This is a genomic window from Sphingobium abikonense NBRC 16140, from assembly GCF_001598335.1.
Classification (GTDB): domain Bacteria; phylum Pseudomonadota; class Alphaproteobacteria; order Sphingomonadales; family Sphingomonadaceae; genus Sphingobium; species Sphingobium abikonense.
Window position 1 is genome coordinate 84,907 of the sequence record NZ_BCYT01000007.1, and the last position, 19,068, is coordinate 103,974.

The 19,068-nt window shown below is 64.6% G+C and carries 21 protein-coding genes; 11 read left to right on the top strand and 10 right to left on the bottom strand.

What is annotated here, in order from left to right; translation table 11 throughout:
- Positions 1-17 precede the first annotated feature (17 nt).
- Genes SAB01S_RS10225 through SAB01S_RS10235 form a run of 3 tightly spaced genes read left to right on the top strand, consistent with a single transcriptional unit; the run spans position 18 to position 2,172 of the window.
- Positions 18-326, top strand: a complete 309-nt coding sequence (locus SAB01S_RS10225; RefSeq protein WP_062733008.1) for an HPr-rel-A system PqqD family peptide chaperone — start codon at positions 18-20, stop codon at positions 324-326.
- Positions 323-1,186 carry an HprK-related kinase A gene (locus SAB01S_RS10230; protein ID WP_062732927.1) on the top strand — a complete coding sequence of 288 codons (864 nt, stop codon included), beginning with the start codon at positions 323-325 and terminating at the stop codon, positions 1,184-1,186. The genes SAB01S_RS10225 and SAB01S_RS10230 overlap by 4 nt, the downstream gene beginning before the upstream one ends.
- Positions 1,183-2,172, top strand: coding sequence for a nucleotidyltransferase domain-containing protein (locus tag SAB01S_RS10235; protein ID WP_062732928.1), 990 nt, complete (start codon positions 1,183-1,185; stop codon positions 2,170-2,172). Before SAB01S_RS10230 ends, SAB01S_RS10235 begins: the two co-directional genes overlap by 4 nt.
- Here SAB01S_RS10235 and SAB01S_RS10240 read toward each other — a convergent pair.
- Entirely contained in the window at positions 2,169-2,768 is a 600-nt protein-coding gene (locus SAB01S_RS10240) for a TetR/AcrR family transcriptional regulator (RefSeq protein WP_062732929.1), read from the bottom strand. The two genes, SAB01S_RS10235 and SAB01S_RS10240, sit on opposite strands and share 4 nt — an antisense overlap.
- 72 nt (positions 2,769-2,840) lie before the next feature.
- Between SAB01S_RS10240 and bdcA the strand changes: the two genes are divergently transcribed.
- Positions 2,841-3,554: an SDR family oxidoreductase gene (gene bdcA, locus SAB01S_RS10245; protein WP_062733009.1), complete on the top strand. Its 714-nt coding sequence runs from the start codon at positions 2,841-2,843 to the stop codon at positions 3,552-3,554.
- 102 nt (positions 3,555-3,656) lie between these two features.
- On the opposite strand, the gene SAB01S_RS18450 is transcribed toward bdcA, so the two are convergent.
- From SAB01S_RS18450 to SAB01S_RS10270, 5 genes are all read right to left on the bottom strand, one after another.
- On the bottom strand, positions 3,657-4,535 hold the full coding sequence (locus SAB01S_RS18450; RefSeq protein ID WP_157078319.1) for a hypothetical protein: 879 nt from the start codon (positions 4,533-4,535) through the stop codon (positions 3,657-3,659).
- Positions 4,536-4,541: 6 nt separating this feature from the next.
- Positions 4,542-5,903, bottom strand: a complete 1,362-nt coding sequence (locus tag SAB01S_RS10255; RefSeq protein WP_062733010.1) for an amidohydrolase — start codon at positions 5,901-5,903, stop codon at positions 4,542-4,544.
- Positions 5,904-5,980: 77 nt separating this feature from the next.
- Entirely contained in the window at positions 5,981-7,489 is a 1,509-nt protein-coding gene (locus SAB01S_RS10260) for a S10 family peptidase (RefSeq protein ID WP_062732931.1), read from the bottom strand.
- 280 nt (positions 7,490-7,769) lie between these two features.
- On the bottom strand, positions 7,770-8,561 hold the full coding sequence (locus SAB01S_RS10265; RefSeq protein WP_062732932.1) for a 3-hydroxybutyrate dehydrogenase: 792 nt from the start codon (positions 8,559-8,561) through the stop codon (positions 7,770-7,772).
- Complete coding sequence (locus tag SAB01S_RS10270; RefSeq protein ID WP_062733011.1) at positions 8,558-9,751, bottom strand: patatin-like phospholipase family protein; 1,194 nt, start codon at positions 9,749-9,751, stop codon at positions 8,558-8,560. Before SAB01S_RS10270 ends, SAB01S_RS10265 begins: the two co-directional genes overlap by 4 nt.
- 148 nt (positions 9,752-9,899) lie before the next feature.
- Between SAB01S_RS10270 and ypfJ the strand changes: the two genes are divergently transcribed.
- Positions 9,900-10,775 carry a KPN_02809 family neutral zinc metallopeptidase gene (gene ypfJ, locus SAB01S_RS10275; RefSeq protein WP_062732933.1) on the top strand — a complete coding sequence of 292 codons (876 nt, stop codon included), beginning with the start codon at positions 9,900-9,902 and terminating at the stop codon, positions 10,773-10,775.
- A gap of 42 nt (positions 10,776-10,817) precedes the next feature.
- Here the strand turns inward: ypfJ and SAB01S_RS10280 are convergent, their stop codons facing one another.
- Together SAB01S_RS10280 and SAB01S_RS10285 are read right to left on the bottom strand one after the other, a co-directional pair.
- Complete coding sequence (locus SAB01S_RS10280; protein ID WP_062732934.1) at positions 10,818-11,186, bottom strand: hypothetical protein; 369 nt, start codon at positions 11,184-11,186, stop codon at positions 10,818-10,820.
- Positions 11,187-11,259: 73 nt separating this feature from the next.
- Positions 11,260-11,433: a hypothetical protein gene (locus tag SAB01S_RS10285; RefSeq protein WP_236616825.1), complete on the bottom strand. Its 174-nt coding sequence runs from the start codon at positions 11,431-11,433 to the stop codon at positions 11,260-11,262.
- 100 nt (positions 11,434-11,533) lie between these two features.
- Here SAB01S_RS10285 and SAB01S_RS10290 point away from each other — a divergent pair, with 100 nt between their 5' ends.
- From SAB01S_RS10290 to xth, 6 genes are all read left to right on the top strand, one after another.
- Complete coding sequence (locus SAB01S_RS10290) at positions 11,534-14,224, top strand: bifunctional [glutamine synthetase] adenylyltransferase/[glutamine synthetase]-adenylyl-L-tyrosine phosphorylase (RefSeq protein WP_062732935.1); 2,691 nt, start codon at positions 11,534-11,536, stop codon at positions 14,222-14,224.
- On the top strand, positions 14,224-14,685 hold the full coding sequence (gene bcp / locus SAB01S_RS10295) for a thioredoxin-dependent thiol peroxidase (protein ID WP_062733012.1): 462 nt from the start codon (positions 14,224-14,226) through the stop codon (positions 14,683-14,685). Before SAB01S_RS10290 ends, bcp begins: the two co-directional genes overlap by 1 nt.
- The gene (locus tag SAB01S_RS10300) at positions 14,682-15,491 is read left to right on the top strand and encodes a ferritin-like domain-containing protein (protein ID WP_062732936.1); all 810 of its coding nucleotides are present in this window, start codon (positions 14,682-14,684) and stop codon (positions 15,489-15,491) included. The genes bcp and SAB01S_RS10300 overlap by 4 nt, the downstream gene beginning before the upstream one ends.
- A 106-nt stretch (positions 15,492-15,597) precedes the next feature.
- A complete protein-coding gene (locus SAB01S_RS10305) occupies positions 15,598-16,326 on the top strand; it encodes a M23 family metallopeptidase (RefSeq protein WP_174525641.1) in 729 nt (242 codons plus the stop codon).
- An 80-nt stretch (positions 16,327-16,406) separates the two neighbouring features.
- A complete protein-coding gene (gene erpA, locus SAB01S_RS10310; RefSeq protein ID WP_021225409.1) occupies positions 16,407-16,733 on the top strand; it encodes an iron-sulfur cluster insertion protein ErpA in 327 nt (108 codons plus the stop codon).
- A gap of 74 nt (positions 16,734-16,807) precedes the next feature.
- Positions 16,808-17,584, top strand: a complete 777-nt coding sequence (xth, locus tag SAB01S_RS10315) for an exodeoxyribonuclease III (RefSeq protein ID WP_062732937.1) — start codon at positions 16,808-16,810, stop codon at positions 17,582-17,584.
- 10 nt (positions 17,585-17,594) lie between these two features.
- Here the strand turns inward: xth and SAB01S_RS10320 are convergent, their stop codons facing one another.
- The gene (locus SAB01S_RS10320; RefSeq protein WP_062732938.1) at positions 17,595-18,563 is read right to left on the bottom strand and encodes a diacylglycerol/lipid kinase family protein; all 969 of its coding nucleotides are present in this window, start codon (positions 18,561-18,563) and stop codon (positions 17,595-17,597) included.
- Between the two features lie 10 nt (positions 18,564-18,573).
- Positions 18,574-19,068 (bottom strand): DUF2141 domain-containing protein, encoded by a 495-nt coding sequence (locus tag SAB01S_RS10325; protein ID WP_031297797.1) that lies wholly within the window; start codon positions 19,066-19,068, stop codon positions 18,574-18,576.

Genomic DNA, 19,068 nt, shown 5'->3' on the forward strand with positions numbered 1-19,068 from the left:
CCCTTATGGGTGGGGTGATGCCGCAGGACCAGCGACCTTTGGACCGGATCAAGCGTTACCGTATCGACCCGCGCGACGCGTGCCTGACCTGCGCGCTCGATGATCTGACTTTGCTCTATCATGGTCGATCGGGGCAAACGCACATGGTGATCAGCCCCGTGCCAGAAATGTTGCGCGCGATGCAGGATGGCGCCACCCTGACGGTGAACGACCTGTGGCATCGGCTGGCGCAAAGCTATGACTTGGGCGATCGCGATGACGCTTTGGCGCAAATCGGCGCGCAACTGGAGGCGCTGGAGGCGCTGGGTCTGGTGCGCGCGGCATGAAGCATAGCCTGACCCTGCAAATCGGACCCGCCACCTTCCGGATCGGGTCGGCCTGGCGCGCGCCGATAGACCAGCTTGCGGACCTTTATGCCGGCTATCCCGACCGTCGCGGGGCCATTGCCGACTTCACGGTGCGGTTGCAGCCGACCAATATGTTGCGGCGATGGGTACGGCCGTCCATCTTCATCACTGGCGATCACGGCCTGGCCGACGCCGCGCCGATGAGCCTGCCCCACGGACTGCTGGCGGCGGAAATGGGGATGAACCTGCAAATGGCGCTGGGATGGCGGCGGCATCTGCTGCTCCATGCGTCGAGCGTGGAAAGGGACGGCCGCGTACTGGTGATGACGGGTGAGTCGGGGTCCGGAAAATCGACATTGGCCGCGCTCTTGGGGGAACGAGGCTGGCGGTTGATGGGCGACGAGTTCGCACTGCTGGACCTCGACAAGGGCGCGATCCTGCCCTTTCCGCGCCTCGTTTCCCTGAAAAATCAGGCCATCGGCGTCGTGCAGCATGTGGTGGGCGCGCAGCGCATGGGGCCGCTGCTGCGTGCCACGGCCAAGGGCGACATCCGCCATCTGGTGCCGCGACCCGACGTTGTGGCGCGAATGGCGCAAGGGGCGATGCCGGCACTGCTGCTCTTCCCGCGCTTTGGCCATGCGGCTGCGATCCGTCCGGTGGGCCAGGGGGAAGCGTTCATGCGGCTGACCCAGGCGTCGACCAATTATGTCGCGCTGGGTGAGGCGGGCTTTGTCGCTTTGACGCGCTTCGTCACCGGCGTGCCTGCCTGCGCGATCGACTTCCCGTCGGGGGAAGCTGCGTTCGAGATGATCGACCGGCTGTGGGATGAAGGCGTGTGAGCGCGGCCCTGCTGGTGCGGGTGCTGCGAAATCCCGCCGCCGCCGAGCATCTGGACGCGGCGCAGTGGAACGCCCTGATCGCGGCGGCGAAGGCGGAGCGGCTGATTGCGACATTGGCGTGGCGTGTGGAGGGGGTGCGCTTGCCAGATCATGTCCAGCCCATCCTGCGGGACGCGCGCATGGACGCAGAACGGGAGGCGCGGCAGGCCCTTTGGGAGGCGGATCGCGCCGCGGCGGCGCTTGCGCCGATCGGCGTGCGGCTGGTGGTGCTCAAAGGCACGGCCTATGCCGCCGCCGGATTGCTGGCGGGGCAGGGGCGTTTCATCGGCGACCTCGATATTCTGGTGCCACGCTCGGCGATGCCCCAGGTCGAGCGGGCGTTGATGGCCGCAGGCTGGGAATGGGTGAAGGAAGACGCCTATGACGATGCCTATTACCGCAAGTGGATGCACGAATTGCCGCCGATGATCCATGTCGAGCGCGACCAGATGATCGACGTGCACCACACCATATTGCCGCTGACGGCGCGGCCCAAGCCCGATGCCGATGCCCTGCTGGCCGACGCAGTGCCGGCGGGGGAGAATGTCTGGACGCTGTCGCCTGAAGACCGGGTGATCCACGCCGCCGCGCATATGCTGGCCGATGGCGATTTGCAGGGTGGGTTGCGCAATCTTTGGGATATTCATTGTCTGCTGGAGCATGTTGATCCCGTCGCGCTTGATCGACGGGCGGCGCGCCATGGCTTGCGGCGGCATGTGGCGCAGGCGCAACGACTGGCCGGCGCGTTATATGGCGGCGGCGGGGCGCTGACGCTGTGGGACCGCATCGTCCGTGCCCGCCTGCTCGCGCGCGACGGCTGGGGGCGGGAGACGCGCAAACTGCTGGTCTTCGCCTTTTATCTGCGCTCGCATTGGCTGCGGATGCCGCCGCTGATGCTGGCGCGGCATTTATGGACCAAGTGGCGCAAGGGGCATCGACCGCGCTAGGCGGGCGTCGGCGCTAGCATTGCCCGGATCGCCAGGGCGGCCATATCGGCGATGGCGGCCAGGCGCTCGGGCGGATGGCCCGCGCGCGCATCGGCGGACATGCCGGACATGACCGCCGCGACATAGTCCGCGACCACGTCCGCCTTTTGCGGATGGGTGCAGGCGATGAAGTCGCGGATGCGCCCGCGCCCCAAGTCCAGCCAGTTCCGCGCGCGGCAGGCGGCATCGGGATCGGCGCTGCGCGCGCCCTCCAGAACCAGGCATCCCGCCATCTGCGGATCGGCGGCATAGATATGCGCGGCCTCGCGCAGCAATTGGGGCAGCGTGACCGCGGGATCGGCGCCCAGCTGCATCAGCGCATGCAATGGCGCCGCGGCCGCATCATAGCGGGCCAGCACTTCGTCATAGAGCGCCGCCTTGCAGCCGAAAGCGGCATAGAGGCTGGGCGGATTGATCCCCATTGCTTCGGCCAGAGCCGCGACGCCGACCCCTTCATAGCCATGGGCGTGAAACAAGGATCGCGCCGTTTCCAGCGCCGCTTCCCGGTCAAAGGCGCGGGGTCGACCACGCTTGCGGATTTTTTCTGTATCAACCACTATAATAATCCTTGAACCGTGATTTCCCCATTTTATATAGCGGTCGGTACATAATTCTCAAGGATGACCGACATGACTGACCTGACTTCCAAAAAGACCCTGATCATTGGCGGCAGCCGTGGCATTGGCGCGGCGATCGTGCGGCGTTTCGTTCGGGACGGGGCGCAGGTCGCCTTTACCTATTCCGGGTCGCATGACGCCGCGCAGGCGCTGAGCCAGGAAACAGGGGCCAGCGCGATCCGGTCCGACGCGGCCGACCGGCAGCAGGTGATCGATGTGGTGGCGCAGCAGGGGCCCCTCGATATCCTGGTGGTTAATGCCGGCGTCGCGATGATCGGCGATCCGCTGACATTCGATTCCGATGCCGTCGACCGGATGATCGATATCAATGTGCGCGCGCCCTATCATGCAGCGGTCGAGGCGGCGCGAATGATGGCGGACGGCGGGCGTATCATCGTCATCGGATCGGTCAATGGCGACGCCGTGCCTTTCGCCGGGGCGGCGGCCTATGCGATGACCAAGTCTGCCTTGCAGGGCATGGCGCGCGGGCTGGCGCGGGACCTGGGCGACCGCGGCATCACCGTCAATGTCGTCCAGCCCGGCCCGGTCGATACCGACATGAATCCCGCGGACGGCGAGATTGCAGGCATGGTCATGCCGTTCATGGCGATCAAGCGCTATGGCAAGGCGGACGAGATTGCCGGACTGACCGCCTATCTGGCCGGGCCGGAGGCCGCCTATGTAACCGGCGCGATGCACACGATCGACGGCGGCTTCGGCGCCTGATGCGCGCGGGGCGCCGGGTGCGGCGCCCCGGTTTGTGTTGTGTCGTGATGACTTAAATTGATGGCCGTCATTCGATAACCGACTTTGCCAGTTTGAGAGGATTTACATTTCAAACCGTTTCCTCAGATAATCGAGGATTTCCTGAGTAGCATTGTTCATTTCATTGCCAAAAACACTACGCGGACCGTTTACGACGGGTTTCGGCATTTCAGAGGCATTTACCTCAATATCATGGCTGCTAAGCAGGCGCGCAAGGTCAGCGCTTGTGCTCTCGGCTAGCCCGTCCGCGATAGACAGAATGAAGACGCTGCCCGTATTGGGCGCTTCAAGATGGCCTAATGCGGAGTTAGCCCTTCGTGCTTCGGTCGTCTCGCCCAAGGCTTCTAGAACCTCCTCACGGCGATCCGGTCGCATCTTTTCGACGACGCGCTCGGGATCGACACCCAATGGTTCGATCAAGACCAACCCGCGCAAATGGGAAAAGGTGAGCGCGGGTTGATCGGCCCAACTGTCATCGGTAGCCATCAAGGCCGCTGGTGCGGCGCCCCCACCCACGCCTATAATCACATATTGATCCGTACGAAGGCCGCGCCGGGCGGCCTGTGACAGCAAAAATTTCATCAGGCTTGTCGTGTCCGCCACGATTTCGCGAACGCCGGGAAGACGATCAGGTCGTGCCGGCAGTCGGGCTACGGCAATGCCGTGACTGGCAAGCGTTCCAGCAAGTTGGTAGGTGGAGGGGCCGGGAGCCGTAGACCAGCCGCCATTATCGACAATGATGACCAATGGCGCCGGCTGTTTTCCGGACGCGCGCCAGAAGTTAGCCGTCTGCGAGCGTTCGGTTCCATATCGAACAGACACAGGTTTGCGAAGCGGCGCAGCATATTCTCCTGCGAACGACGGCTGAGCGGACGATGGCGGGCCGGCAATTGTCAGACCGATTGCCACACACGCCGCCAGAGCAATGAGCCGGTTCACCATTCCGTCTTAGCCCTTCTTCAATATGTCGAGCGCCAGCAGGGTCATCGCCTCGCTGGCGGTGGCGATGACCTTGTCGGCCTGGGGTGCCCAGAAGGGGCTGTGGAGCGATGGCAGGCTGATCTGCCCGGCCTTGGCCGCGGCCATCTTGTCGGCAGGCACGCCGCCGACCCAGAAGATGAAGCTCTTGATCGACTTGTCGGCGCGGTAGAAGCGGCCGAAATCCTCGCCTCCCATGACCGCGCTGGTTTGAACGACGCGCCCTTCGGGGAAATTCGCCTTGAGCAGGCCCGCCATCTCCTCGGCAAATTCGGGCGGGTTGTAGGTGGAGGGCGTGAATTCGTCCTTGACGCTCACCACCGGCATCTTGTCGTCGGGCATGCCGGCGGCGATTGCTTCGCCGCGCGCCACCCGCTTGATCCCGTCGATCAGCTTCTGCCGGGTTTCGTCGGAGTAGCTGCGCACGGTCAGCAGCAGCTTGGCTTCATCGGGGATGATATTATGCTTGGCCCCGGCCTGGAAACTGCCGACCGTCACCACGGCGGGGTCCTGCGGGTCCTGTTCGCGGCTCACCAAAGTCTGGAGCGTGCCGACGATGCGCGATCCCAGCACGATCGGGTCCTTGGCGGTCTGCGGATAGGCGCCGTGGCCGCCCACGCCCTTCACATCAATGTCGACGCTGTCGACATTGGCCAGCGCATAGCCGGGCGTATAGCCGATGACACCCGCTTCCAGATTGGCCGCATCATGGAAGGCGAGCGCATGGGTGGGACGCGGAAAGCGGGTATAGAGCCCGTCCTCCAGCATGTCGCGCGCGCCTTTCCCCACTTCCTCGGCCGGCTGGAGGATCATGACCAGCGTGCCCTTCCAGTCATCCTTGCGCGCGGCGAGCAGCTTGGCGGTTTCGATGAAGGCGGTCATGTGCGTGTCATGGCCGCAGGCGTGCATGACGCCGGTTTCAACGCCCTCGGGGGTCTTGGTGCGGACCTTTGACGCGAAATCGAGGCCCGTCTGTTCGACCACGGGCAGGCCATCCATGTCGGCGCGGATCAGCAACGTGGGGCCGGTACCATTCTTCATCACCGCGACGACGCCGGTGCCGCCGACCTTTTCGGTAACGTCATATTTGAGGGCCTTCAGCCGCTTGGCGAGCTTGGCGGCGGTGTTGACTTCCTTGAGCGACAATTCGGGATTGGCGTGCAGATCGCGATAGAGCGCCATCATGGCGTCCATATCCTTGGCGACCGCCGCACCGATCGCGCTTTGGGCGGGCGGTGTCGCGGGGGCGGCTGTGGTGGCGGGACTGGTCTGAGCGGCGGCGGCGGACGTGAAGCTGGCAACGGCCAACAGGGCCGCGAGCGTGTGGCGCATAATCAAAATCTCCCTTGCTGGCGCGCAGCATAAGGGCAATTTGGCGCGGTTGAAGAGCCAAGTTTTCGCCATCCCGATCACCGGTCGGAAATGAAGGCGCGAATATCGGCGCTCAATTTGCGCAGGTCGTCGGGGCGGACATACATCATGTGGCCGGCGTCATAATAATGATAGCGGATGCGCGCGGGATCGAAACCGGTGCGGCTCATGGCATATTCGGCACCGAAGAAGGGTGTGGCGAAATCATACCAGCCCTGGCCGACAAACACCTTTAGCCCGCTATTTTCCCGCAGGGCTTTGCCAAGATACGGTGCGACGCTTGTGTAGACTTCACTGGCCCGGCCATTTTTGCCCTCCAGTTTCCAGTCCCAGCCGCTGACCCCTCCGATCGTCACATAGGAGCGGTCGGTGCGATATTTCAGCGTGTCGCGGGCATAGCTGTTCATCGCGGCGGTATAGGCGCCGTCGATTGCGTAAAAGCTGGGATCGTTATCCGGCTCCTCGCCCGCCGCGTCATAATCCTTGCCGGTATAGCGGGTGTCGAGTCGGCCGATGCTGACTCCCTGGTCGCGCAGCAATTCCTTGTAGAAGCGGCCGGGCGATACGCGCAGGTCGGCATGATCGACAAAGGTTTCGGAAAGCCCCGTCAGGCGGGAGAGTTCAGCGCGGACGCTCGCACGCTCCTGCGGCGACAACTGATTGCCCTTGAGCAAGGCGGCCGCATAGGGACCGATGGCAAAGGCGCGCGCCTGCTGCGCGGCCTGCGCTACGGTGGCCGGCGGATTTCCCATTTTCTTGTGATACCAGGCGGTGGTCGCCATTGAAGGCAGGTTGATGATGTAGGGCATTTCATTACCCTGGACCTCGGCTGTGGCCCCGAAGTCGAGGATGGTCGAGATCAGGATGATGCCGTTGACCGCGACATCATTATAGGTGCCTTCCAGTTCGTTGATGAGCGCCACCGATCGCGTCGTGCCGTAGCTTTCGCCGCCAATATATTTAGGCGAGGACCAGCGGCCATTGTCGTTCAGCCACAGGCGGATGAACTGGGCAATCGACTTGGCGTCAGCGGAGACGCCCCAATAATCCTTCGGGTCCTTGTCGCCAAGGGCGTGAGAAAAGCCGGTGCCGACAGGATCGATGAAGACAAGGTCAGTAATGTCGAGCAGGGATTCGGCATTGTCTACCAGTGAATAGGGTGGCGCGCCATCATCCTGCGCGTCGGGGAGGACGACCCGCTTAGGACCAAAAGCGCCCATGTGCAGCCACAGCGAGCCCGAGCCGGGGCCGCCATTATAAAGGAAGGTGATCGGGCGTTTCCCGTCGCCGCCATCCTTCACATAGGAGGTGGCAAAGATCGCGGCGAGCGGCTTGCCATCCTTGTCCTTGAGATAGGTTTCGCCGGTGGTCGCGGTATAGCTGATCGCCTTGCCGCCGAACACGCCCTTGTGCCGGGTCACCGAAACATTGGGGGCCGGAACAGGGGCTTCAGCTGCCTCGTCCTTTTTCTTCGGTTCGTCCTGGGCATGAGCGATGGTGGCGGAAAAGGCCAGCGCCAGGGCGGCGAGGCTGGACGTCAAATGCATGATAATCCCCTTGTCTTATGTCCGTCTGGCTAGCGGAGGGCAGAGCCGGAGGGAAGAGGCGACGCGACAGCGACGCTATCGGGCAAAGTTCACACGCTTTTGCGATTTTCGCGCGGAAGCGACCGCAAGGCGACGCCAAAGCGACCACAACGCGACACTGAAGCGACAGGGGGGCAGGACGGCGGGGGCGGCTATGAACAGGATCAGAGCGGGCCTGGATGAGCGGGATCGTCATCCCGGAGGGTAGCGCCCTGGCGCTAGGCCAAGGGCCCGCCTGACATTATTGCGCGGTCCAGCCGCCGTCGATGGACAGGTTGGCGCCGGTGACCTGCGCGGCGGCGTCGCTGCAAAGATAGAGGGCGGTGGCGGCGACCTGTTCTGCGGTGACGAACTCCTTGGTCGGTTGGCCCGCAAGCAGCACGTCGTTCATCACCTGCTCGCGCGTCATGTTGCGCGCCTTCATCGTGTCGGGAATCTGGTTTTCGACAAGCGGGGTCCAAACATAACCGGGCGAAATGCAATTGGCGGTGACGCCGAAGGTCGCGACTTCCAGCGCCACCGTCTTGGTAAAGCCGGCCAAGCCGTGCTTGGCGGTCACATAGGCGCTTTTATAGGGGGAGGCGACCAGCGAATGGGCGGAGGCCGTCTGGATGATCCGGCCCCATTTCTTTTCCTTCATATAGGGCACGGCGAGGCGCGTCGTGTGGAAGGCGGCGTTGAGGTTGAGCGCGATGATGAGGTCCCATTTGTCGAGCGGGAACTCCTCGACCGGGGCGACATGCTGCATGCCCGCATTGTTGATGAGAATGTCCACTCCGCCAAAGGCGTTGGCGGCCTCCTTCATCATCGCCTCGATCTGGTCGACCTTGGTGAGATCATGGCCCGAATAGAGTGCCTTGGCGCCGGACAGGCTTTCCAGGCCCTGCCGTTCCTTCTCTATCGCGTCTGCGTCGCCGAAGCCGTTGATGACAATGTTCGCGCCTTCGCCGGCCAGCGCCTTGGCATAAGCAAGGCCGATGCCGGAGGTCGATCCGGTGATCAGGGCCGTCTTGCCAGTGAGGAACTTGCTCATGCCGTTTTCTCCTTCAGGTGATCGGGTGCGTCGAGATCGAAGGTCGCGCTTTTGCCGTCGAGGATGTTGCGGGCGATGAGGTCGCCCTTGTGCATGACTTCCTCCACCGCCTCGCGGCCCTGGCTCCAATGGTCGAGCATGGTCGAGCGGGAAAATTCGAAATCCTTGGCGCCGCTTTCCCAGTTGCGCGACCGGTAGATGAGGTGGACGATATTGACCGACCCCTGGTCCAGACACTGGCGCAGCGACTGGGCTTCGGATGAATTCTGAAGGTCGGGCGGCAATTTCTTGAGCAGCGCCTCGATCGCGCCATGTTCGCGGCGCAGGCGCAGATACTGGTCCGTCACCTGACGGGTGCGGCTGCTATACTGAATGTCTTTCATGCGCGAATAGACATCGGTCATCTGCTGCGGCATCGGCCCTTCGGCCGGGAACAGATCGACCTGGAAAACCAGCATGTCCTCGGTCTGGTGCGTGAGGACATGGGCGAGCGGCGTGTTGGAGACGATGCCGCCATCCCAATACCAGCGCCCGTCAATCTCGATTGGAGGAAGGCCCGGCGGCAACGCGCCCGAGGCCATGATGTGGCGCGCGTCGATCCGCGTATTGCCGCCCGGCCCGCGCGTGTCCCAATAGGCGAAATTGCCGCTTTCGACGTCGACCGCGCCGACCGACAGCCGCACCGGCCCGTCATTGAGCAGGTCCCAGTCGACGCAGGCGTCCAGCATGTCCTTGAGCGGCGCGCTGTCATAGAAGCTGATCGCGCCAGGCGATCCTTCGGGCATCAGCGTGGCCGGCCACAAGCGCGGGCGGAACATGCCAGGCACGCCGAAGCTGGCGACGGTGGCGGCCGCGCCCAGATGCGCGACTTCGCGGATCTGGTCGATATCGGGCAGGATGACGTTGGGCATGCCGCCCGACACGGTATACCAGAATTTCTTGAGGCGGCTGAGCCGGCGATGCGGTTCGTTGCCCGCGATGATGGCGGCGTTGACCGCGCCGATGGAAATGCCCGCGACCCAGCTGATGTCGATGCCCAGTTCATCGAGCCGTTCGAACACCCCGGACTGAAAGGACCCGAGCGCGCCCCCGCCCTGAAGCAGCAGCGCGATTTCGCGCGGCAGGGAGAGGGACGTGCGCGCGCGGCGGTGCGGACGGGGCTGTGCAGCCGTGGGTTCTATGTCTGCCATGTCGCAGCGCAATATAGGCATTGCCGCGCACGTTCCAACTCAATGTCTTGCAAGAAAGCAGCCTGTTGGCGCAACCTTCGCGAATACCGGCGGTTTTCGCGCAACGGCACTTCGCGTAAGCGATGACGCGGGCAACAGGGAGGACGCGATGCGGCTGGACGACGAACAGGAAAGCAGCCATTTCGAGGTGCAGGACGGGCGCGGCGGCGGCGGATTTGGCGGCGGCGGGCTGGGCATGTTGCTGCCGCTGATCGGCAGCCGCTTTGGCTGCGGCGGTATCGTCGTCGTGCTGATCATCATGGTCGTCATGGGGATGAATCCGTTGAGCCTGCTGGGTGGCGGCGGTGGTGGCGGGCAGCAGGTACAGACCGAGCGGCCTTCCACTGCGGAACTGACCGATATGCAGCGCACGTCGCTCAAGGTATTGGGATCGACCGAGCGGCGCTGGGCCGACATCTTCCGGGCGCAGGGGCAGACCTATCCGCCCCCGACGCTGGTCTTCTACAGCCAGAATGGGCAGTCGGGGTGCGGCGCGGCGATGTCGGCCATGGGGCCTTTTTATTGCCCGGCCGACCAGCGCATCTATCTCGACACCGATTTCTTCCGCGAGATGGAAACGCGGTTCAACGCACCCGGCGATTTCCCGATCGGCTATATCATCGCGCATGAAGTGGGCCATCATATCCAGACCATCACCGGCGAGGCCGACCGCATCCGAAAGGCGCAGCAGCGCGTGTCGGAAGCGCAGGGTAACGCCCTTCAGGTGAAGATGGAGTTGCAGGCGGACTGTTATGCCGGCGTCTGGGCGGCGCGCGATGAAAATCTGATGGAGCCGGGCGACCTGGAAGAAGGGATGCGCGCGGCGCAGGCGATCGGCGACGACACGTTGCAGAAAGCGGCCGGGCGGCGGCCTGTGCCCGAAAGCTTCACCCATGGGTCGAGCGCCCAGCGCATGGAATGGCTGCGCAAAGGGCTGAGCACCGGCGATCCGGCGCAATGCGATACGTTCGGCGGTGCGATTTGAGTTGGCGCGATTACCGCTGGCGTCGGAATGACGGAGCTAGCGTCAATATTCCGCGTTGGGCGATCCGGCCGGCGCCTGTTGCGGCGTGGAATATGGGTTTGCCCCGCCATCAGCCGAAGAGGACGCCGAAGGAAGGCCCTGGCCGGGGGATAGCATCGGCTGGCCCGCCCCGGGCAGGGGTTCCCCCGCCATGGGCGCGGACGCCGCAAAATCGGCAGGGGCAGGAATGGTCGCAGGCGGTGGCGGAGCGACGCTTGGCGCGGCGACAGGTGGCTGGGTCGGAGGCGGGACAGGCGCCGCGGCGACCTGCTCCTCGGGCGCGTCCGGCGCGGTGGGCAGGAAATTCTGCACGGCCATGACAATCAATGGCGCGGCGACCAGCGTGGCGATGGCAAAGCTGCGATACATCATGGTGGCGGCACTCCGGTTCCAAGCCCGAACGTGACGCAATTATGCCGGCCAAAAGGTAACGAAAAGCTTAAACTTAATGTCGATCAAGTTTTCCGAGCAAGGCCATCATGTCATCCGGTAGGGCGTCGCGAGGCGGCTTATAGGTTGAACGTAGCGCTTTCCCGACGCCTTCATAGGGCGCGGGCAGGCTGACGGTGACGATGCGGCCCAGTTCGCCGTCTCGTCCCAATGCCGGTTGGCCAGTCATTTTGCGCTGCATCTCCATGGGGTAGGAAACGGGCGAGGCGCGCAAAAGTTTCTGGAATTCATCTGCTTTGCGCGCGATAGCCCCGCCCGATAAGGAGAAGATGGTGTTGGACTGGCCGCAGACCGAAGCGCGAATCCGCGCAAATTCGCCATTTCTGGCGCGGGCGATGGAGCGCTACCCCCTCGTCGTGGCGCAGATGGCACAGGGGAATATGGACGGGGCGCTGGCCGCCGCCCATGCCGCCGCCGACCCGCAGGACGGCGTTGCGCGATCACTGCGGCGGCGGCGCGGGGCGATCGCGCTGGCGGTGGCGGGGGCCGACCTGTCGGGCGCATGGGACCTGGATCGGGTGACGCGCGCCTTGTCGGACTTTGCCGATCAGGCGCTGGAAGAAGCGATCGCGGCGGCGATGCAGGAACGCTATCCCGATGCCGACCATAGGGGCTTTGTCGTGCTGGCGCTGGGCAAGCATGGCAGCCGCGAACTCAATTATTCATCCGATATCGATCCGATTTTGCTCTATGACCCCGCCACCCTGCCGCACGGCGCGCGCGAGGATGTGGCGGATGCGGCGGTGCGAATCGGCCGGCGGGTGAGCGAATTATTGAGCGCCCGCGATGGCGACGGCTATGTGTTCCGCGTGGACCTGCGGTTGCGGCCCTCGCCCGAAGCGACGCCGATCGCCCTGCCGGTGGACGCGGCGATCGGCTATTATGAATCGACCGCCCTGGGATGGGAGCAGGCGGCCTTCATCCGCGCGCGAGCGGCAGCCGGGGACAAGGCGCTGGGCGAGGAGTTCCTGCGCCAGATCCGCCCCTTCGTCTGGCGGCGCAGCCTGGACTTCGGCGCGATCGACGCGATCGTCGATATTTCCCGCCGCATCCGCGACCATTATGCGCAGGGGCAGGCCTTCGGGCCGGGCTATGACTTGAAGCGCGGACGCGGAGGCATCCGCGAGGTCGAGTTTTTCGCGCAGGTGCACCAGCTGATCCATGGCGGACGCGACCCGTCGCTGCGATCGGGCAACACGCGTGAGGCGCTGCGCGCGCTGGCCGAGGCCGGGGTGATCGAGGGGCAAGTCGCCGCGCGGCTGGACGAGGCCTATGTCCTGCTGCGCACCATCGAGCATCGGTTGCAGATGGTCGAGGACCGCCAGACGCATGAACTGCCGCCGACGATGGCCGGCATCGACACGGTCGCGCGGCTGCATGGGCTGGCCGACGGCGCGGCCCTGCTGGACCTGCTGCGGCCGCAAGTGGAGTGGGTGGGCCGTAATTATGACCGGTTGAACCCGGACAATGACGACGCATCCCTGTCGCAGGATGAGGACAAGCTGAAAACGCAACTGATCGAGATGGGCTTTGCCGATGCCGACACGCCGCTGGCGCGGATCGGGCGCTGGCGCGGAGGAACGGTGCGGGCGTTGCGCAGCGCGGCATCGCGCGACGCGCTGGAGCAATTGCTGCCGGGGCTGATGCGCACGTTGGCGCAGGCGCCCGACCCGACCCGCGCATTGAACCGGCTGGACGACATGATCGGCCGGCTGCCCAGCGCGATCAATTTCTTCAAGCTGCTGGCGGCACGCCCGGCGCTGGTCGAATTGCTGGCGGACGTGCTGAGCCATGCGCCGACGCTGGCGGATGCGCTGGGGCGGCGGACGGAATTGCTGGACGGGCTGATCGACGCCAGCGCCTTCGACCCGCCGCCGCCGGTGCCGCAACTGGTGGAACAATTGTCAGCGCTGGAGCCGGGCGAGGATTATCAGATGCTGCTCGACCGGGTGCGGCAGAAGGTCGGCGACCGGCGCTTTGCCCTGGGCGTGCAGATCATCCGGGGGGGCGATCCGATCGAGGCGGGGCGGGGCTATGGCCGCGTGGCGCTGGCGGCGATCGAAGCGCTGAGCGCGGCGACGGTCGCCGAGTTCGAGGCGGCGCATGGCAAGGTGCCGGGCGGCGAACTGCTGATCCTGGCGCTGGGGCGGCTGGGCGGCGGGGTGCTGACGCATGCGTCGGACCTGGATCTGGTCTATCTGTTCACCGGCGATTTCCTGGCCGAATCCGACGGGCCAAAGCCGCTGGGCGCGACGCAATATTTCAACCGGCTGGGGCAGCGGATCACCAATGCGCTGTCGGTACATACCGCTTCGGGTCCGCTCTATGAGGTGGATACGCGGTTGCGGCCATCGGGCGCGCAGGGGTTGCTGGCGGTCAGCCTGGATAGTTTCGCCCGCTATCAGCGCGAGGAAGCCTGGACCTGGGAGCATCTGGCGCTCACGCGGGCGCGGCCGGTCTTTGGTTCGGTGCAGGCGCGCGCGGCGCTGGACGCGGTGCTGAAGGAAACGCTGGAGCGGCCGCGCGACAAGGAGGAATTGACGCGACAGGCGGTCAAGATGCGCGGCGACATCGCGCGGCACAAGCCGCCCGCCAGCGACATGGACGTCAAGCTGGTGCCCGGTGGCCTTGTCGACCTAGAGTTTCTGATCCATGTCAGCCAGTTCCGCCATGGCATGGCGTTCGATCCCGACCTGTCGGTGGCGCTGTCGCAATTGGTCGAGGCGGGGCATCTGCCGGCCGCGCTGATCGACGCGCATGACCTCATCACCCGTTATCTGATCGTGTCGCGACTGGTATCGCCCGGATCGACCGTGCCACCCGAAGCCACACGTCCGCTGATGGCGCGCGCCTGCGGCCAGGCGGATTGGGACGCATTGCTTGCAAGCTATGCGCAGGCGCGGCAATGCGTGGGCGAAACATGGGCGGCGATCGCCGCGCCCTATCAGGAGGACGCATGATGCTGGAAGTTGGGGACGCCATTCCCGCAGTGACGCTCAAGGACATGGAGGGCGTGGACTTCGCGCTGGACCATTATAGCGGCAAGCCACTGGTGGTCTATTTCTACCCCAAGGCCGACACGCCCGGCTGCACCAACGAGGCGAAAGACTTCACCGCGCTGGCCGACGAATATGCCGCCGCCGGCGTGCCCGTGATCGGCATTTCCAAGGACAAGCCGGCCAAGCTCAAGAAATTTTCCGAGAAATATGGGCTGAGCGTCATATTGGCCTCGGACGAGCCGGGCGACGCCTGCGCGGCGTTCGGGACCTGGGTCGAAAAATCCATGTATGGCCGCACCTATATGGGCATCGAGCGGGCGACCTTCCTGTTCGGCGCCGACGGCATGGTGCAGCGGGTCTGGCCCAAGGTGAAGGTGAAGGGCCACGCGGCCGAGGTGCTGGAGGCGGCGCGGGCGCTTTGACCCTGCCAACACATATCGACACGGTGGGCGCGGCTTGTGCCCATGTGCTGATGACGCCCGAGCCGCCCGCCAAGTTGATGGCGGCGCGGGCGGTGGCGCGTGCGTGGCGGTTGGGGCGGCTGGCGCATCGGTTCGAAGCGGCGATGCCCGACGTGCCGGCGCGACCGGCTGCGCCGACGCTGCTGCCGCCCAACCAGATGCCACGGCGCGGCAGGATCGGCTCCGAGCGGTCGCGGATCGCAATGATCCATGCATTAGCGCATATCGAATTTGTGGCGATCGACCTGGCGTTCGATCTGATCGGCCGCTTTGGCGGGGAATTTCCCGCAGCCTTCACCGACGAATGGATGCGGGTGGGGGCGGATGAGGCGATGCATTTCGCCCTGCTCGACCGGCGGCTGCGGCAGATGGGGAGTCATTATGGCGCGCTGCCCGCGCATGACGGGCTGTGGGACGCGGCGCGCGAGACGGCGGGCGACGCGCTGGCGCGGCTGGCGATCGTGCCGATGGTGCTGGAGGCGCGCGCGCTCGACATCACGCCCGCGACCGTCACGCGTTTCGAAGGCGCTGGCGATCATGTGACCGGCCGCATCCTTCGCCGCATTGTCGATGATGAGATTCGGCATGTCGCGGCGGGGACGGGCTGGTTCAACTGGGCGACGAACGGAAGAGGGCTGGATGCCCCGCAATGTTACCAAATACTTGTGAAACGGCATTTTCGCGGCAGCCTGAAGCCGCCGTTCAACGACTCGGCGCGTCGACAGGCCGGTTTAACCGAAGATTTTTACGCCGCGCTTGCAAGCTGACCGCCGATTTGCAGTCTGCACCACCAGCGGGGGCGACACATGTCGCCAAACATACAACACGGGAAGCGCCGAGAGACATAGTCTCCGGCTGATAGTCGGGGTCTGCATGTCGGTTCTTAATATGGTCAATGCGCGCGGTTCGATGATGTTCCAGACCGTGTCGAAATTTTTGACGCTGGTTGGAGGGATGGCAGTCGCAGGCGCGCTGAGTGCCGTCGCCCCGGCGCAGGCCGCCACCGATGATGATGACCCCTATGGCGATGTGCCCGCCGCCGCGGCGCAGACCAACCAGAATGACGCGGGCTTTGCCAACCTGTTCGCCAGCCTGCAGCGTCTGGACGGCGTGACCAAGGCGTCGGCCTATATCCCGTCGGGCCGGCCGGTTTCCAAATTGTCGCTGACGTCCAACTTCGGTGTGCGGTCCGATCCGTTCAACGGCGGCGCGCGCATGCACAAGGGCATCGACATTCCCGGCCCCGTGGGCACGCCGATCTACGCAACCGCCGATGGCGTCGTCAGCCGCGCCGGATGGGCCAGCGGCTATGGCAATCTGGTCCAGATCACCCATGGCAGCGGCATGGAAACGCGCTACGGCCATATGTCGAAGCTGCTGGTGTCGCCCAACAGCTATGTGAAGCGCGGCCAGATCATCGGCCTGATGGGATCGACCGGCCGTTCGACCGGCAGCCACCTTCATTATGAAGTCCGCGTCGATGGCGCGGCAATCAACCCCATTCCTTTCGTGTCCGGCCCCGATTATCTGGTGGCGATGAACACCAAGCCGCCGGTCGCCATGGGCGGCCCGACCAAGGCCGAAGAACAAGCGGCCGACTGATCCTCCTTATTCCCGCACTTTCGCAAAGGCCCGGCCCCCGATGGGTTGCCGGGCCTTTTGCCTGATCCTATCTAGACGCCATGGCCGACATCGACCTTACCCCCTCCGCCGCCGCCCGCGTCGCGGCGATCGCCGCCAAACAGGGCAAGCCAGCCATTCTTCGCCTGTCGGTGGAAGGCGGCGGTTGTTCGGGCTTTCAATATCGCTTCGGCCTGGCCGAGGCGGTCGAGCCTGAGGATATGGCGGTGGAGCGCGATGGCGTGACGCTGGTGGTCGATGATGTCAGCATTGACCTGGTGCGCGGATCGGCGGTCGATTTCGTGTCGGATCTGGGCGGGCAGGCGTTCAAGGTGACGAACCCCAACGCGACCGCAGGGTGCGGATGCGGGACCAGCTTTTCGGTCTGACGCGTCTTCCGTTTGAAAAGCCGGGCGCGGCTGCGTAGGCAGGGGCCTGTTCCTCTTGCAACGGATGGCCATTCATGCGCATCGCGACCTTCAACATCAACGGCATCAAGGCGCGTCTGCCGCGGCTGCTGGAATGGCTGGATGAAACGCGGCCCGATGTCGCTTGCCTTCAGGAGATCAAGACCAGCGACGAAACCTTCCCGATCAAGGATATCGAGGAGGCCGGCTATGGCGCGATATGGCACGGGCAAAAGGGTTTCAACGGCGTCGCCATCCTGGCGCGCGGCGACACGCCGGTCGAGGTGCGGCGCGGGCTGGAGGGCGAGCCGGAGGACGAGCATAGCCGCTATCTGGAGGCGGATGTGATGGGCGTGCGGGTCGCGTCCATCTACCTGCCCAACGGCAATCCGCAGCCGGGGCCGAAATTCGACTACAAGCTGCGCTGGATGGAACGGCTGCGCCGGCGCGCGGCGGAAATCTGGGCGGAAGAAGTGCCGGCGGTGCTGGCAGGCGACTATAATGTCATCCCACGCGACGTGGATACCTTTTCGGTGAAGGCGATGGCGGACGATGCGCTGATGCAGCCGGAAAGCCGGGCGGCCTATCGCCGGATGCTGAATGACGGGTGGACCGACGCGATAGTGAGCCGCCATCCCGCCGGGGGCGTGTGGACCTTCTGGGACTATCAGGCCAATAGCTGGCCGCGCGATGCGGGGTTCCGCATTGACCATCTGCTGCTCAGTCCGGCGGCGGCAGACCGCCTGATCGACGCGCAGGTGGACAAGGACTTTCGCGGCCGGGAAAAGGCCAGCGACCATGCGCCGACCTGGGTGGAACTGCGCCCGGCCTGACGCGAGCGGATCAGGCGGCGAGGCGCAGGAAGGGGACGGGTTCGGTCGAGCGCAGGACGATGGGCTTGCCCTCGGACGCTTCGAACAATTCGCCGTCGAGGATGACGCTGCTGTGATCGCCCTCAATCCGGATCATGTCGCCCTGTTCCAGATGGATGCCGTGCATCTTGGCCTTGCCCACGCGGCCCCAGAGGCTGGCCCAGACGAGCCGCAGCAGGGCGGGAAGATTCTGGTCCACCGCCATCAGTTTCATGTTGCCGCGGCTGCTGCCGCCGGGCTGAACGCCCAGCAATAGCCGTTCGAGCGTCGTCACGATCAGCACGGCGAACCGCCCGGCGATCTGGCCGTCGCGGATCAGGGAAATGCTGACGGGTTTGCCCGAGGGCGGCAGGAAACGCGCGCGGATGCCGAACAGAAGCGACACGATGACCGCCAGTGCGGTGATGAAATGGCTGAGGCCATTGGACAGGCCCAGCGGATAAATCTGGTTGCGGCAATAGAGCATATAGTCGGCCAGCCCAGCGCCGCCCAGGAACATGCCGAGCACCGGGCGGCTGCCCGCCGCGCCGTCGGACAGGGCGATGAGTTCGCGCGCGACGACATGATCGTCGACGCCCGACTTGGCGATGGCGACGATGCGCTCCAGCGCCTTGATGGGGTCGCCATGGATGCCAAGGTCCAGCGCGATCAGGTTGGTCTTGCCATTGGGCAGGACCGCGATTGGCGGCACCCGGCCGGTGAAATGTTCGCCCTGATAAAGTTCGGTCAGCGACGCCTGCACCGTGCCGTCGCCGCCATTGATGACGATGACGGCCGGATCGACGCGGGCGATCGTCTGGAACGCCCGGCCGATCTGGTCGACATGCTCCACTTCATAATGGAAGATGTCGGGGTTGCTGGCGCAATAGCTGCGGACGCGCGGGAGGGTCTGGCGGTTGCCCGTCGACTTGGGGTTGGAAAGAAGCGCGACGCAGACCATGGGCTCTGGTTCACATATATTTGAGGTTGATCGTGATTTTCGTCACGCCGGGGCCAGCCTGGAACGCGGCCTTGCTGATGCTCGGCTTGCCCAGGTTGAAGATGTTGATCGACGGATTGTTGGAAAAGCCGCCGCCATCGCGCGAGATGTCGGTCTTGCCATTGCCGTCGCGATCATGCCGCACGGCGATGCCATAGGTGCCCGGATGCGGCACCGGCATGCAAAAGCGCATGCCGCCATTGGTGGGCTTCACCGGCACGTCGATGCGGTAGAGCCATTCGCCCTTTTCCAGCCAGGCCGCCTTCGTGCCCGGATAGGATTGCACGCGCACCTTGCCCGTGGGCGCGACGAAACCGCGCACATCGACCAGGACCGCCGGCCCTTTCGCATCGGCCGCGCAGCGTTCAAGATTATTCGGGATTTCCTGCCCATGGGCCAGGGCCGGCACGGCGATCACCATCGCTGCCACCGACATCAAACCCATTGCAACTTTTACCATGACCAT